Origin of the sequence: Chryseobacterium sp. Leaf394 (assembly GCF_001424105.1) — a bacterium.
Classification (GTDB): Bacteria; Bacteroidota; Bacteroidia; order Flavobacteriales; family Weeksellaceae; genus Chryseobacterium.
Map to the genome: position 1 here is coordinate 2,332,079 of NZ_LMQH01000011.1, position 15,871 is coordinate 2,347,949.

The following is a 15,871-nucleotide window of genomic DNA, read 5'->3' on the forward strand; positions in this document are numbered from 1 at the left end:
GTTTTTAATCATGTCTATATCACGTCCGCAATGTTTTTTAATTTCGTACACTTTTGCGTCAACTAATGTTCTGTACCACCATCCTTGTAGAAAATGCCAAAGAAATCCTTCTTTGCCGTCTAAGAAGCCAAGTTTAAAAAAATATCTGTACACAAAATACATCAATGCCCTCAGAAAAAGCGGACTCTTAGCATACTTCAATTTCATTTTTCTCTTTTGCTTTGCCTGCCCGTCCAGATTAGTACGGTGCTCATTTCCAAGTATATTATATTCGACATCCAAAAGGTCAATAGCTTCGCGGATGGAATAGCTGTTGTGCTTATCTGTCCACCATCCGATCGTATTGAGATTATTATCTGCAAAACGAACATGCAAGTCTTCCACCCTACCCGATTCTATCTGAATATGCTCATCCATCCACCGGATTTCGGAACGACCTTTTCCGTTGCGGAATAAGCGAAGCATTTTGATTTGCGGCATTCTTTTCATTTCCCTACGCATAAAAAACCGCACCAGCTTCAAAGTAAATCCTGAAACTCCAGCATCTGCACTCTCTATGGCATTACGAAGCTCTGCAAAGTCTTCTTTATACAGATATTCGTCTGCATCAAGTCTTAAAACCCAATCTGTTTTTATTTCACACTTGTCCAATGCCCAGTTAAACTGATGGGCATAGTTGATCCATTTATTTTGATAAAATCTGCAGTCATTAGCACTTGCAATCTGTTCTGTTGAATCTGTAGAAAAAGAATCTACGACTACAACATCACCACACAATTCCCGCAAAGAAGACAGACATCTCTGTAAATGTATTTCTTCATTGTGGACTAAGATAACTGCAGTTATAGACAGTCTATTGTTCATCCATTAACTTTTTTCTGCAAAGATAATTTAGACCTATTGTTTCTAATTGCGACATCCCGTAATCGAGACAAGTTTATTAGTTTCCATTATATTTATCAGTGATATAAAACTCTTTTTTTTATAAATTTAGCAGGGTTGCCTCCTACAATAGACCAAGGATCCACACTTTTAAAGACAGCAGCACGCGCACCTACTACCGCTCCCTCTCCTATAGTTACGCCCATTCCAATAAAAGCTTCCGCACCAATCCACGCCTGACTATCGATTATAATTGGCTCAAAAATCAGTTCATTTTTTTTGCTTTGTATATTATGTGATGCAGCACACAAATAAGTTTTCTGTGAAACTGTAGAATGAGCTCCAATAATAATTTTCCCCACATTGTAGCAATCAACCTCAGGTGCTAAACAAGCGTACTCACCCATTTCGAGATTCCAAGGCTGATATATTCGTACTGAAGAGTAAACCACAGAAGTTTTATGAACTTTGGCTCCAAAACTTTTCAGTAGAAACAATTTCCACGAATTTGCCATGCTTCTTGGAAAGGGTCTTGCCAATAAACACCAAACTAAACTCCAAAGCAATCTTTTTATCTGATTGCCTTTTGACAAACTGTTTTCGTATTTTGAAAGATCAATTTTTAATTCGGAACTCATACTACAAAATCAGGTTTTTCTGTTTTATTTAATATCCAGCCATAAAGCTCTAAAAATTGCTTTCCCACTGATTCTATTGAATATTTATCTTCTACAAGCCTTCTTCCATTTTTCCCCATTTCTTCCAACTCTGAAGAATCTTTCTGAAGATATTCTTCTAAAGTCGCTCGCAGTGAATCAACTCCGATATCAATCCAACTCCCGGCTTTATAATCTTCCAGATCTTTCCATGGTGTGCCTGTGGTGGTGATAACAGGAATACCACAAGATAATGCTTCAGCTACTACAATTCCAAAGTTTTCACTGTAGGTTGGCAAAACAAATAAATCGGCGTTATGATAGATTTCGAGTTTTTCAGTTCCGAATTTAGAGCCTATGATATCAATTTTATTATCGAGTTTTTTTGACGCTATCTCCTGCTTAAGTATATTAATATAGGCTTGATCACCATTCCCAGCAATCTTTACTTTCCAATTCTCTATTATGCTTTCATCCAATAATTGCCAGGCTTCAATCAAGATTTCAATACCTTTTTTAGGATGAATTCTGGAAAGAAATAAAATTGTTTTTTCCCTTTTGCGTTGGTATTCTTTCTGTGGATATTCGTTAATATTTATCCCGTTAGGAATATTGGCAATTGGATTTTTGTAACCTAAATTTCTTATGCTTTCAACTTCCATCTGGCCAGTTGCATGGAGACAGGAGGCTAATTTTAAATCCCGATGTTGATACATTAGCATTGCCAGTTTTTTCTTAAGCTTACTTTGCTTCAATGACCATGGCTCAAGCATTCCCCGTATAGAAATTAGATATGGTTTATTTTTTTTACGAGCATTTTTTGCCATTTGATGGATGGGCAAATTCCAGATTCCATGACCATGATATAGGTCAGCATCTTTCTTTTGCAATTCAATATTCAGAGTTTTTGAATAATCCAAAAAACTGGATTTGAAGAACTTAAGGTTAATTTTCTTATTATCGAAACTTCTGTACAACGGATTCGACGATTCTAATGTCAGCAGGTTAATATTTTCTACTTTATTTGCCAAAGCCAATAAACTAACGAGACCTGTAATGCTTCTTGCAGGTCCACCAGTTGTTTCATCGATGGATGATATGCAGGTGGTTATTTTCAATTTATCTGACATTTTAAATTTAATTTAAATTACTCCTATCTAACTGTCTGTAAATCTCAAGATATTTATCAGAAATACTTTTAGCATCAAATCTCTTGATGTTCAATAATCCTTTTCCAACAATATTTTCCCGATAACTTTTATCGTTTATAATCTTTAAGAAGCCTGCTCTCATACTATCAATTTCTTGAGGATTTACGAAACAGACAGAATCATCTCCAACTTCCAACATAGGCTCAATATCGGAAGTCAATACTGGTCGCCCTACAGTCTGACCTTCGATAATTGGCATCCCAAATCCTTCATATAAAGAGGGAAAGCTGATGATATCCGCTTTCTGATACTCTGCAATTATCTCTTGATCTGACAAATTTGTTGCAGAACTATATGTAACAGCATTTTTCGCCAACAGCAATCTTACTTCTTCGTTTAAAAAACCAATTATTCTTAAATGACAATTTACTTCTTTGAGAGATGAAATCACATTTTGTAGATTTTTATTCCAACCAGTACCTATATGTAAAATTATGGGATTGATCAAATTAAATTCTTTAAAGTGGTAGTTAAATTCATTAGATATTGGGTTTAAGATAACTTTTAGTTTTTTTTTACTGTAATATTTTAGAATATCATTTTTTGTATTTTCTGAAATACAGATGGTAAAAGCAGCTATTTTTACAGGTAATGTCACCCAGAATAATTTCTTAATATAAAATTCTATTTTATTTCTAGCGTTTTTAAGAAAAACAAGATCATGAATTGTTAGTACTGTTTTTAAACCAAACAGTGCTAAAATAATATACTGTACATCGCCCGTTATGTGATAGATTGTTTTTTTATCTCGCATCCTGTACACGAAGTATAGATTTTTGAGAATTTTGATTGGTGAAGAACCAAATTGTGGAAGGTGTACGTTGTCGTAATCTACAGACTCGTTTAAATTCTCACTGATTGTTTTAAAAACCCGCCGTATGCTGTGTCCCGCTTTTTCATTCCTATGGATATAAACTACTTTCATCTCTCTGTACAAATTTTGAGTATTCTTTGAATAGTTTCTTTATTAGAATAACCCGAAGTAAGACATCTCTCCAAGCCATTTTTCGCTATAGAACTTCGAAGATGGTTATGCTCTAGATAATATCTACATTTTTCTAAAAGTTCATCATCTGAACTGAAAAATTCAGCCTCTTCACCTTCCTGAAATAATTCTTCATGTTCAGAAGTCCTCTCAGCTACCATAAAACCTCCACAAGCTGGAATTTCCATAGTTCTGGTGGTCTGTAAATCATTATTCATTTTCCTCAGAAAACAAAGATTTATTTTAAAAGCATTCAAGGCTTTAGAGTAATCTTCTGAGAACAGTGCGTTATTCTCAATAATAAGGTTGGGATATAGGTTTTTATATTCATTCCATTTACCTGTCCCCCAAACTCTAACTTCAATACCATTTTTTGCTAAGTGTAGAATGCTATTAGCTCGTTCTTCCTCCCATGCTCCAATAAATCCTACTTCACCTCCCAGCCTAATAATATCATTCTCTAATAACTGATACGGAAAATGGAATTTTTCCTCATAAGCATTATTGGCAAACAGCACATTTTTAATTCCCAAATCCTTTAAACCTTCAACAGCATATGATTTAGTAGTTACATAATAATCATAATAAGGCAAACTTTTAAGAAAATTGTAAGACTGATTATGTCGCTTAGTCATCTCATCAGGAGAATAACCAATAATCACAGTTTCAGGATATTTCATCCTAATCATTTTTAAAGTCGATGGCCGTACAGCAACACCCTTGTCTATCCAAATGACATCGTAATTTTTACTATTCAACTTAGTTATGATCTCATCATTAAAACTTTTTGTACTAGCATAAGGAAGTTTTATCCCAAACTTGAAAAGTTTTTTAATTATTCTGTTGATGATAGAATAATTAAAATTTGTGTTGATGGCATCTGTAGTTCCCAAGTTTTCTAACGCCCAATGACGATGTAACGCTGTATTACTCTTATTATATCCAGAAAAATTAGCAATTGAAAGTATGTTCATCTTTTGAAACCAATTTGTAGAATATCTAACACTTTAAAAAATACTAGATAAAAAAATATGTATCTTATAAAACCAACAAATTGACCAACAAATTCTTGCTCAAATTTAAAGAATGATGAAAAAATTACTGGTAAAATAAATATTAATAGATACCAATGTTTATTTTTAGTTATGATACTTATTAAAAAGTTATTCATCCTATTAAGTAGAAATCCAAACAGAAATAAAAATATCCAAGAGCCTACAATTCCAAATTCGGCATATGAAATACCAAAAATATTGATGCCAACTGAGGTATTTTCTGTCAACGATCGGCCAGTATATCTAATATAATTAGCTCTTGTATCAACATTCTTTTTTTCAGGGAAAAGAAATCTCGGTAATAACGCATTTGATAAATCATTCACCAGATTTTCTCCGTATAAATTAGGAAACTGCTTCGGAACATGCTCATAGATTAAGGCAATCGTACTACCTGAACTAGCCCTTTCTGTCACACTTATATCATTATTTGAGGACGGGGCTGCGAATAAAGAATCTATAAATAACATTATGCTAAAACCTCGATCATCCCCATCCCAAACCTTCGCTCTATACGCTAATTTTACATTTTGGAATAATGATATTGCTAGAAATCCTACTATCATCATTAGTAATAATCCTTTTTTATTTAATTTAAATATTGTAGGAAAGTAAATAAAACATAATAGACCAAAAGCAATAACCGAGGCAAATACCGCTGTAATAATGCCTTGCAATAATATGATAATAAAAAAGAGTAATGGATAAATCCAATATTTTTTCTTATTGTAATAAAGTAGTGCGAAAGACATCGCCATACCAATTCCTGAGAAATTTACAAATAGGCTTAGCCATGCGTTTTGGGCTATGAATGATATCATACTACCAATCAATCCCAAAATTATGATAAATATAGCCAAAACTCGATTATACTTATGATGTAAAATATCATAAACAAATTTTTTATTAATATAGACAGGTTTTCTTTTTACAACATTTGTTCCTAAAAAAAATGCGATAGCTCCTGGGATAACGATTATTAAGTACCTATTAAAATTTTGAATACTCGCACTATTAACCAGTGGCAGTATGATCATTTGGATTACACAGATGAAATAAATAACTTCAAAATAAGCCAACTCATAAATAATACGGTTTATAAGCAAAGACGATATAAAAATAAATAGTGAGACACCTAATATAATATTTAATACAGTACTATTAATTACTAATGCAAGGAATAGCAATAGTAAAATAATAATTTGAATCTCATAGTTATTTTTATTACCTGTAATTTTATTCAACTTGTTATAGCCTTTAAAAATTCATAATACCGATTTCCATAATCTTCCCACGTAAAACCTGATTGAACACGATTCACAGCAGCAAATGACATTTTCTCCAAAACGTCAGGATTATTATATAGATACATCAAATACTCTTTCAACTGTTCAGTATCTCTAATGTTTACTACAAATCCTTCTTGGCCCTGTTCAAGGATTAGATCTGGACCACCAGTATTTGCAGAAGTAATTATAGGCAAACCACAAGACATAGCTTGTGTTAAAACCATTCCAAATCCATCTTGAATTGACAGTAGGCAGAAAACTGAACCTTGGCTATAGTAGTTATATAATTCATCTTGTGGCTTGTGACCTAAGAACTGAACTTTTTCATTTCTATATTTTATTATGACATCTTCCATATCCGAATCAATACTACCTAAATGCCAAAACTCTGAATTCTCAAGATTTAACTCTGCAAATGCTTTTAGAAGATATAGACTTCCTTTTTGAATGCTGAAATTCCCAGCACTAATTACTCGGAATTTACTATCTTTCTTTTTAGTCCTTGTAAATCTACTTAGATCAACTCCGTAAGGATTTACAATTAATTTTCTTTCAGGTATACCAAATTGCAAAAAAGATTTTTTAACAAATGTTGAAGGTACAGAAATGTAATCTGCAAGTTCATACTCTTGTAATTCTCTTTCCCACATCCATTTATTAGGCGTAAATTTTTTGTTAAATAACGCATATTCCACAGACAAAATTTTCATCTGGTATGAGTAATGACTACTGCCACGTTCCAAAATACAAATCTTCCCCATCTTCTTTGCTTTTATAATTGCTTCTAAGGATGAACCACTCCAACCAATAAATACATCAGCATCTTTTAAAAGCTTGTAATTAGACTTAGCCTGTGATGTAAAAGTATTTTTCTCAACAAATGATTTTGATAAATATTTATTAAAATACCTTCTAAGCACTTCCCAAAATATATTACTTTTAATTTCTTCATTTGTAAGTCCCCATTCCCTTGCCTTAAACTTAGGCAAAGTCGTATTTATCTTCCATAGGTAAGATTTTTTTTTCAACTCTTTTGCCAAATCAAAAGCGTGAAACCTTCCAACAACTGATATTAGAACTTTCATATTTTACGAGCATTAAGATAAAACTGCAAATCGCCAGACAATAAAGATGGAACAACTAATTCACTATGAACAGTTTTACGTTTTTTAATTTCTTTTGCGGGATTACCACTAACAACAGCCATTTTCATAGTATTGCTGACAACAACACTTCTTGCGGCAATCACAGTTCCAAATTCTATTTTTCTACAAGATGGAAGTATAAACGCATTTGTAGCGATCCACGAATAATCTTCTATTTCTAAACCATAATATTTATTTTCCCAAAATTCGGAATCAATATTATGGGACACTGTTATGATCTCAACATTTTGTCCTATTATAACATTTTCTCCTATATGAACCCTTGCTCTGGTATCAATTTTATCTGTTTGGATGGATGTATTATTCCCTATATGCAAATTGGAATTTGCTTTTTGTGCTAATGACTTATTTATAATAACATTATCACCTATTGTAGCACCATTTTTCCTCGCAATCCTTCTATTATTCGAGTAAATGACATAAGGAACTATCCTAGCAAGCAAGCCTAAAAAATATTTTATCTTACTTCTTCCTTTTATTTTTTCAGAATAAGTCATATTTTGATATTAAATACTAATTTGTAAAAAGAATCATTTGTTAACTTTAAACTCTGAGTTAGTGTAATAATTGACAGTGGTAAATCTAAAACAAGTAGGCACAGAACTATATATATAATTGAATCGTTAAAATTTATAACTAGATGAGAAACAAACAAACTCAGCATTGAAAAAAATAAAAAAAACAAACTTATTGATTGATGTTTATTTGTTGCCATTTGAACAACGCTACTGCTATACCAAAGATTGCCAACTAAAATACTACACAAAAAAACTAACATCAAATCAAAATTAAAGGTAATCTGATTATTTGTCCAAATATTATAAATCAAAGGTCCAAATACTAAAAGACCTAAACCAATGATTGAAGTAAGCGCAACTGTTATATAGATTGAATTTCTATGAATTTTCTGCATTTTACTAATATCCTTATTACCATACGCAATTGAATATTCTGGCCAAATAGATACTTGAAAAATTCCAATAAAAGTTCTGATAAAATTACATAGAGTTCTTGTAGTGCTAAATAAAATTAATATTTCTGCACTATAATTTTTGGCTACTACCAATGTAAAACCTTGATTCATAATTGCATATCCAGCCGGAAAAGCCATAAAGCTCACTGATGGAAGAGCCGCATTTTTCAATATTTTAAAGTCAAAATCTCTCAAAGTAAAATAATAATTAAAATACTTAGGAATATTTAAAATTTTATAACCCCATAAGACGACCTTTGGAATTACCAACAAGAAAGATAATAATACAAAACTGAAATTGTAATATATACAGATTAACATTATAATTAACTCTATTACTTTTACACCATCTTCAAGATAAAAAGCAATATAAGTTTTTTTCACAGATCGATAGACAGCATTTAAAACTGAGCTAAACTGAGCAGTTATAATCTGAAAGAATAAAAAGTAGATTACAAAAACGAGCTCTTTACCCGACGTGACTTTTGTACTAAATAACTTTTCAATATCAAAGAATGATACGAATATGGATAATCCCAAAAGACATACAATACTTGCAAATATTAGTAGTATATAATTGTTTGTTAAGTATTTCCTACAAAGTGCTTCTTTATTTTCCGTATGTGCAACAATAAATTTATTTGCCATTACATCATTAAAACCAACATTAGACATAGAAAAAAAACTCATAATTGTAGAAATTATGATCCAATCACCATATTTCTCTACTCCCCAAAATGTTATAAATAGAGGTATTAATGCAATTTGATTAATCAAATTGACGCCTAATCCAAAAAATTTTGAAATAATATTCTTTACTATGTGACTATTAAGCATTAAAATTTAAACCAACTTTTCCAACTTTTTTTCTGCGTTGCCCCATAACCATAGCCATACTTGTAACCATAGCCATAGCTAGTATTGGAAGTATCTACATCATTGAGTACAAAAGCAACATTCTTGATTTTATTTTTTTCGATCTGTGTATTGGCAAAAGAGATCAGTTTTTTCTCGGTATATCCTGATCTTGCAACATATATTGTAATATCTGCAACATCAGCAATCAGAAATGAGTCTGTTACCAGCATTAGCGGTGCGGTATCCAGTACAATATAGTCGTATTGTGATTTTACGCTGTTCAACAGTTCTTTATACCTTCCGTTGGACAGCAAATCTGTAGGATTGGGCGTTACTGCTCCGGAATAGATAACATCACAGTGTGGGTTGAATGTGGAGACATGTGTAATTTCCTGTGTCGTCACCGTTTTATCGTACATGTATTCCGCAAGACCGGCGAGGCCTTTTCTGCCCTCGTTATACCTGTGCAGCTGCGGGTTTCTGATATCTGAACCGATGATCAGCACTTTTTTTCTCGGCGTTGCCAGTGTGAGGGCGAGATTGACCGATATAAATGTTTTCCCTTCGCCCTTTACGGTAGAGGTTACCAGCATTACTTTTGCCCCTTCCTTTTCAGGAAGCATAAAGCTCATGTTGGTAATTAAAATTCTAAATGCTTCTGCCATTGGCGAAAGATCATTGAACGCCACCAGCTCGGGTGCCCCTTTCTGAAGTGAAGGAATCTCGCCGATTAACGGTTTTCCATGGGAAAGTTTATCCAAATCTCCTGTGGATCTCACCTTATTGTTGAGCAGCCCGATGATGTAAACAATTACAAAAGGAATCAGTAATCCGACAATAAGGGCACCCAAATAGGTAATCTGTTTCTTTGGAGAAACCGGGATGGGTGCGGTGAATGCGTAATCTACGATTCTTGCTTTCGGTGCTGCGATCGCTAAAGAGATGGCCGCTTCTTCCCTTTTCTGAAGCAGCAGGAGATACAGTTCTTCTTTGATGGTCTGCTGTCTTTCGATGCTTCTGAACATTTTTTCCTGAAACGGCACTTTTGAGATTCTTCCGCTCAGTCTGTTCTGTTCGTTCTGGATGGCGCCTCTGCTGATCTGCAGTGCCGAACGGGTTCTGTTCAGGCTTCCGATGATAGACATGCGCAGATCTGAAATCTGCTTTGTCACATCCTGAACCACGGGATTGAGCTGTGTAGAGCTTTCCAGCAAACGGCTTCTTTCCGTAATCAGCTGATTGTATAAGCCCATATTCATGGAAGTCTCAGAATCGTTTAAGCCGATATTGAGCGGTAAAATCTGGTTGGAATTCTGTTTATTCAGATAGCCCAGTAAACTGTTGACCACTTCCAGCTGAGCTTCGTTGTCAATCTGGGTCTGTCTTGTTTTTGCAGAGGTCTGTAAAGAGAGTTCTGCTTCGCTGCCGATGTCGGCAATATTGTTTTTTACTTTAAAATCTTCTTTCTGGCTTTCCACTCTTCCCAGTTCCTCACCAATCAGCCTTACTCTTCCGTCGATGAACTCGGCTGTTTTCTGAGCCTCGGAGTTTTTATCCAGAACGGCTTCACGGTTGTAATTCACCGCAAGTCTGTTTAAAATATCTTCAGATTTATCCGGAACCTCATTAGTGATTGAAAGTTTGAGTACAGTGGTTTCTTTTTCCACCACATCCACTTTCAGCGCACCTGAATAGGATCTTGCCCTGTTCATCCCCGACATGAACTGAAGGCGGAAGGTGTGTGTGGATTTGAATGCGGATCCGTCTGTATTGACGTTCTTCTGGAACATAATCACCCCAAAAGGCATAGCCAGTGCCTTGTTGAAACCTGTTTTAATATTCTTTTTAAAACCTTCGGATTCTAATATGATTTCATCATTCTTAATTTTAGCAAAGACAGGCGCTGCAGGATATTTTCCTTTCCTTTTTTCACTGATCACTCTCACGGTAAAAGGTGCAGAATCTTTGTATAATTCAACTTCCTTGATCTTTCCCTGAGAATAGATATTGGTTTCAAGCCCGAGTTCTTTTACCACAGAAAGCATAAGGTTGGCAGATTTTAAGATCTGTTTTTCATTGCTTACCGAATTGGAATTCATACCACCGATACCGCTGATCTCTGAAATGACAGACATTTCGGGCTGACCTGAAGTGGATTTTTTCACTTCTTTAATCAGGAGCGTAGATTCTGTACTGAAAACTGGTAAAGAGTATCTCAGAAAAAACCAGGCTGCCACCAAAGCGATAATAACCCCGGTTACAAACCAGTACCATTTGGAAAGGTAGGGTCTGAACTGTTCTCTGAGGTCAAGAACTTCTTCCTGCGGCTGGTCATCAAAATTGAATTGATCCACTGTTTAGTTTAGTTTAGTTTAGTTTTTGATATTAGTTTTTAGTCAGTGCCAACACCCCGATGACCAAAGATGCGATAACAGATGCCACTGAAATGTAAAGACCTGTATTCGGGTCTACTCTTGCTGCTTTTTCTCTGTTGGCATTCGGCTGTACGTAGATGATGTCGTTCTGCTTCAGATAATAGTAAGGTGAGTTGATAAAACCGGCTTTCGTAAGGTCTATTCTCTCTTTTGTAATCTGACCGTCTACATTTCTGATGACCAGAACATTGTTTCTGATACCGTAAGGGGTAGCGTCTCCCGCCAGACTCAGTGCACTGAGAATATTGGCATGACCGTCAGGAATTACATACATTCCCGGTCTTGCAACTTCACCTGATACAGACACTTTGAAATTTACAAGCTTTACATCAACGATAGGATCTTTGATGTATTTGCTCAGCAGGCCTGTCAGCTTTTCTCTGAAAGTTTCAACATTTTCACCTTTAGCATTAACCTTACCCAACTGAGGGAATATAATATTGCTGTCGGTATCTACAAAATAAGTTGGTCCTGAAGCAGGAATCTGCTGTGGCATGCTGTTGGAATTCGGTGAAGAATACTGAGTAACCGTAGCAGATGAGGAGTAATTCTGATTAAATGGTTTTACCGCATCCAAATCACGCGCAGAAATATTTACGATAAGCTGATCACCGGGCTGAAGAGTACTTCGGCTGTTTTTTATGGCATTGTCGAGCGACACAGAGTCGATGTCAGTCATGTAGTTGATCTCCTGTCTTGGTGTACATGATGCCAGTACAAGACCCGTAAAGCCATAAAGGCAGAATTTTCTGAAATTCATTCTCTCTAAAATTATTACTTAACAGATTGATGTACTGATGCAAAAGAGGGTAAAACACAGATTTCCTGTCTCTGTAAACTGAGCAGGAAACATCTGTACTACACTATCGTATCAGGTAACTGTATGGTTGAAACTGTCTGATTTTTTTTATCTAAATGTTCAAATTCAGAATTGTTGCTTATATATTCGGGAACGAGGGATTTTAATAATCCAACGACCTCATTTTTATCTTTTTTCATCGCAGAGCGCACAATTTTAACAAAGTGCTCATTCACCATGTCAAAATCTTCACAGTAGTCTTTGCTTATCATGATCTTTTCTGTGTGGGTAGGCACCGTAGTGGAATTGTCACTGATGAGTTCCTCATACAGTTTCTCCCCAGGTCTCAGACCGATAAAGGTAATTTTGATATCTTCATCGGGGATGTACCCTGAAAGCTTAATCATTCTTCTTGCGAGATCCACAATTTTCACAGGATCACCCATGTCGAAAACATAAATTTCTCCTCCGTCTCCCATTGTACCTGCCTGCAGTACCAGTTCACAGGCTTCAGGTATGGTCATGAAATATCTGATAATATCCGGATGGGTAATCGTTACCGGTCCCCCTTTCTGAATCTGTCTTTTAAAATGCGGAATCACAGAACCGTTGGAGCCTAAAACGTTTCCAAATCTTGTGGTGATAAATTTGGTGGTATTTCCTTCAGTATTCTGTAAAGACTGCACAAAAAGCTCAGCCGCTCTCTTGGAAGCTCCCATTACATTGGTAGGATTTACGGCTTTATCGGTAGATACCATTACAAACCTGTTCACTTTATATTTCTTAGACAGTGAAGCGACATTTTTAGTTCCTAAAATATTCACAAAAACAGCTTCATGCGGATTGTCTTCAATCAGAGGAACGTGCTTATAAGCAGCAGCGTGATACACCATAGAGAAGCTGTACTCCTCAAAGATTTTTTCGAGTCTGTAACTATTCGAAATGTCCGCCAAAATGAATTTGAACTTTTGTGCCGGAAATTTCTCCAGAAGTTCGAGTTCCAAATCATAGAGCGGTGATTCTGCCTGGTCTAAGACAACGATGGTTGCGGGGTTGAATTCCGCTACCTGTCTTACGATCTCGCTTCCGATAGAACCGGCTCCCCCGGTGATCAGTACATTTTTTCCGAAATGTCTTTTCTTGACCTCTTCGTTTTCGATTTTAATAGGTCTCCTGTTGAGCAAATCTTCGATCTGCAGGTTTCTGATTCCCCCTACCAGATCCTGATCTCTCATTTTCCCAATTGTCGGTGCTTTTAAGACTTTAAGACCGCTGTCAAGGGACAGATTCATCCATTCTTCAAGCTCCTTCTTGCTCATGATTTCTTTAATGATTAAAACCGCATCAAAGTTTCGGAGGATCTTAGGATTGTTAAAAAAATGGTTTTTACTGTAAATATTATGTCCGAGCAGAACTGCTCTCTTGGAATCTGTTCTGTTGGTAACGAAACCTCCCAATCTGTACGGATAGTTAGGGTTGTGCATAATGGCTCTTGCAAGTGCAACCGAAACATCTTCAACTCCTACTACCGCGACATTCAATGTAGAGGGAGCCCTGGTGAAATCTACCAACACATTGAAGAATCTCTTTGTTGCCATTCTGAAAAAAAACAGAAATGATACCGAGACAAAGAAGAACAGGAAAATATTGGGATAGAGAAATAAAGGTCTGCCCTGGATCAGATCAAAAATATAGTTCAGTAATGACAACGTTATCAGGCTGCTGCCCGAGGACAGGAGTATTTTAAAAAAGTCGAAGAATGTAGAATGTCTGATAATTCCGGCATACGTGCGGAAGACAAACATAAATATCAGATTGATGCAGAGAACGATAAATATTTTTAAAGGCAGCAGATTCTGAAAATTGAGTTTAACGTTCAACTTCAACAGAAAGTAGTAGGAAATAAGTACCGAAAAAAAAACGAAACCAAGGTCAAAGAATAAAACCATCCATCTGGGGATGTATCTTACCCGCGTGATTCTCAATAAGTTATCACCCGCGTATAAAGCTCTGAAACCATCACTCAGTTTATTCATCAATGTATTTAAAATAGTATTAAGGTCTGTATTTATGTATCGGCAAATTTATGAATATTATTGTTAAATAACAGATTTTTATTTCATTTTAACAAGATTTGCATAAAACATTTCAATCCACTGAAAATCATACACATAAAGCGTTTATAAGCAGAACAGAAAAGGTGATAATTCTCATTTATAAGATTAAATTTCTGTAGCGTAAAAGAATTGGTACAATAATATTTTTAGACAGCTTATGTAGATGGGTTGAAAATTATAAACCACAGATTAGTAGGGTTTTCTGTGGAAGTTGGGGATGAATGATAGAGTATGAGTAATGAGTAATGAGTAATGAATAATGAATGATGACTTATGTGTGATGAATAATGACCATTGACAGGTAAAGGTGATGTATTAATCGTCGATGAATAGATATCCGATCAGCATCTTTTGTTTTTGCACCAGACCGGTGTGTATAAGAGAGATTTATCACAAATATTCCATCCCAAACGCCCGTCACGCAGATACATGATGATTGATATTTAATGAATGATGATTAATTCATGGAATGATGGATGACAATCATTAAATAAGTCTCAACAGTATCCATGTTGCCTGCAATATATGAATGGCCACGAAACTGGTGTACAACAATTGTCCGCATCCCGGAACCGGTACTCCGAATTTCGCATATAACGTTGACCTTAGTCTCGTATTCCAAGCCTTGAATCTTGAGCAATGGTAATGAGCAATGGGTAATGGGTAATAATTGATGATTGATGGTTGATGGTTGATGAATGATGGTGATAGCAATTAGTGATGAGTAATGGGTAATGAGTAATGAGTAATGTTTCATGGGTAATAAGTGATGTTTGATGTCTGATGATTGATGTCTGATGATCAATGAATGATACGTAATGAGTAAGTCTTACCGGTATCCATTTTGCCTGCAATAGATGGATGGCCACAAAACTGATGTAGAACAATTGTCTGCATTACGAAAACTATACTCCGAATATCTTACATTACGTTGACCTTAGTCTTATATGCCAAGTCTTAAATCTTGATGCTTTTATATTGAAGCTTAAATATTGAATTTAATGTTCATAAGGCGAGTGTGCAAGTTGGGTAATAAGCAAAGGGCAAGGGCACTAAATAATAAATGATGATTGATGACCGATGATTAATAGGTAATGAGTGATAATTGATGGTTGATGTCGGATGTTTGATAGATCATGAATATGTCTGATGAGCATCTTTGCCCTTTACGCCAGATCGGCGGTATCAGACTAAATTATCACAGTTGCCGCATCCCGAATCCTGCGTCGTGTAAATTGCAAATCCCACCTTAACCTTAACCTTAACCTTAACCTTAACCTTAACCTTAACTTCGTATCCCGTATCCCGTATCCCGTACCAATTATTAATCTTGAATTTTGGTTTTTGAATATTGAATCTTGAATCTTGAATCTTAAATCTTGAATTTTGGTCACAAAAAAACCTCATTCAAATAATGAATGAGGTTTTGAAATAAAAACTGGCGG

General features: G+C 35.2%; 12 protein-coding genes. All 12 read right to left on the minus strand.

Going from position 1 to position 15,871, the window contains the following annotated elements; all coding sequences use genetic code 11:
* A partial coding sequence (locus ASG21_RS15355; RefSeq protein WP_056082077.1) for a glycosyltransferase family 2 protein occupies positions 1-864 on the minus strand: 864 nt, incomplete at its 3' end.
* 95 nt (positions 865-959) lie between these two features.
* Entirely contained in the window at positions 960-1,520 is a 561-nt protein-coding gene (locus ASG21_RS15360) for a transferase (protein ID WP_056082080.1), read from the minus strand.
* Positions 1,517-2,668 carry a glycosyltransferase gene (locus ASG21_RS15365; protein ID WP_241773506.1) on the minus strand — a complete coding sequence of 384 codons (1,152 nt, stop codon included), beginning with the start codon at positions 2,666-2,668 and terminating at the stop codon, positions 1,517-1,519. Before ASG21_RS15365 ends, ASG21_RS15360 begins: the two co-directional genes overlap by 4 nt.
* Before the next feature lie 7 nt (positions 2,669-2,675).
* The gene (locus ASG21_RS15370; RefSeq protein WP_056082086.1) at positions 2,676-3,674 is read right to left on the minus strand and encodes a glycosyltransferase; all 999 of its coding nucleotides are present in this window, start codon (positions 3,672-3,674) and stop codon (positions 2,676-2,678) included.
* Positions 3,671-4,708 (minus strand): glycosyltransferase, encoded by a 1,038-nt coding sequence (locus ASG21_RS15375; RefSeq protein WP_056082087.1) that lies wholly within the window; start codon positions 4,706-4,708, stop codon positions 3,671-3,673. Before ASG21_RS15375 ends, ASG21_RS15370 begins: the two co-directional genes overlap by 4 nt.
* On the minus strand, positions 4,705-6,033 hold the full coding sequence (locus tag ASG21_RS15380) for a hypothetical protein (protein ID WP_056082090.1): 1,329 nt from the start codon (positions 6,031-6,033) through the stop codon (positions 4,705-4,707). Before ASG21_RS15380 ends, ASG21_RS15375 begins: the two co-directional genes overlap by 4 nt.
* Entirely contained in the window at positions 6,030-7,163 is a 1,134-nt protein-coding gene (locus ASG21_RS15385; RefSeq protein WP_056082094.1) for a glycosyltransferase, read from the minus strand. The genes ASG21_RS15380 and ASG21_RS15385 overlap by 4 nt, the downstream gene beginning before the upstream one ends.
* Positions 7,160-7,741 (minus strand): acetyltransferase, encoded by a 582-nt coding sequence (locus ASG21_RS15390; RefSeq protein ID WP_056082096.1) that lies wholly within the window; start codon positions 7,739-7,741, stop codon positions 7,160-7,162. The genes ASG21_RS15385 and ASG21_RS15390 overlap by 4 nt, the downstream gene beginning before the upstream one ends.
* A complete protein-coding gene (locus ASG21_RS15395; protein WP_056082100.1) occupies positions 7,738-9,054 on the minus strand; it encodes a hypothetical protein in 1,317 nt (438 codons plus the stop codon). Before ASG21_RS15395 ends, ASG21_RS15390 begins: the two co-directional genes overlap by 4 nt.
* Positions 9,054-11,429 carry a tyrosine-protein kinase gene (locus tag ASG21_RS15400; protein ID WP_056082103.1) on the minus strand — a complete coding sequence of 792 codons (2,376 nt, stop codon included), beginning with the start codon at positions 11,427-11,429 and terminating at the stop codon, positions 9,054-9,056. The genes ASG21_RS15395 and ASG21_RS15400 overlap by 1 nt, the downstream gene beginning before the upstream one ends.
* Before the next feature lie 31 nt (positions 11,430-11,460).
* Positions 11,461-12,270 carry a polysaccharide biosynthesis/export family protein gene (locus ASG21_RS15405; protein WP_056082106.1) on the minus strand — a complete coding sequence of 270 codons (810 nt, stop codon included), beginning with the start codon at positions 12,268-12,270 and terminating at the stop codon, positions 11,461-11,463.
* Positions 12,271-12,368: 98 nt separating this feature from the next.
* On the minus strand, positions 12,369-14,345 hold the full coding sequence (locus tag ASG21_RS15410; protein WP_056082109.1) for a nucleoside-diphosphate sugar epimerase/dehydratase: 1,977 nt from the start codon (positions 14,343-14,345) through the stop codon (positions 12,369-12,371).
* Positions 14,346-15,871 lie beyond the last annotated feature (1,526 nt).

Excerpts from the sequence above, each read along its gene's own strand:
- ASG21_RS15360 (WP_056082080.1), bottom strand. The coding sequence starts at position 1,520 with ATGAGTTCCGAATTAAAAATTGATCTTTCAAAATACGAAAACAGTTTG.
- ASG21_RS15365 (WP_241773506.1), bottom strand. The coding sequence starts at position 2,668 with ATGTCAGATAAATTGAAAATAACCACCTGCATATCATCCATCGATGAA.
- ASG21_RS15370 (WP_056082086.1), bottom strand. The coding sequence starts at position 3,674 with ATGAAAGTAGTTTATATCCATAGGAATGAAAAAGCGGGACACAGCATA.
- ASG21_RS15375 (WP_056082087.1), bottom strand. The coding sequence starts at position 4,708 with ATGAACATACTTTCAATTGCTAATTTTTCTGGATATAATAAGAGTAAT.
- ASG21_RS15385 (WP_056082094.1), bottom strand. The coding sequence starts at position 7,163 with ATGAAAGTTCTAATATCAGTTGTTGGAAGGTTTCACGCTTTTGATTTG.
- ASG21_RS15390 (WP_056082096.1), bottom strand. The coding sequence starts at position 7,741 with ATGACTTATTCTGAAAAAATAAAAGGAAGAAGTAAGATAAAATATTTT.
- ASG21_RS15395 (WP_056082100.1), bottom strand. The coding sequence starts at position 9,054 with ATGCTTAATAGTCACATAGTAAAGAATATTATTTCAAAATTTTTTGGA.
- ASG21_RS15405 (WP_056082106.1), bottom strand. The coding sequence starts at position 12,270 with ATGAATTTCAGAAAATTCTGCCTTTATGGCTTTACGGGTCTTGTACTG.
- ASG21_RS15410 (WP_056082109.1), bottom strand. The coding sequence starts at position 14,345 with ATGAATAAACTGAGTGATGGTTTCAGAGCTTTATACGCGGGTGATAAC.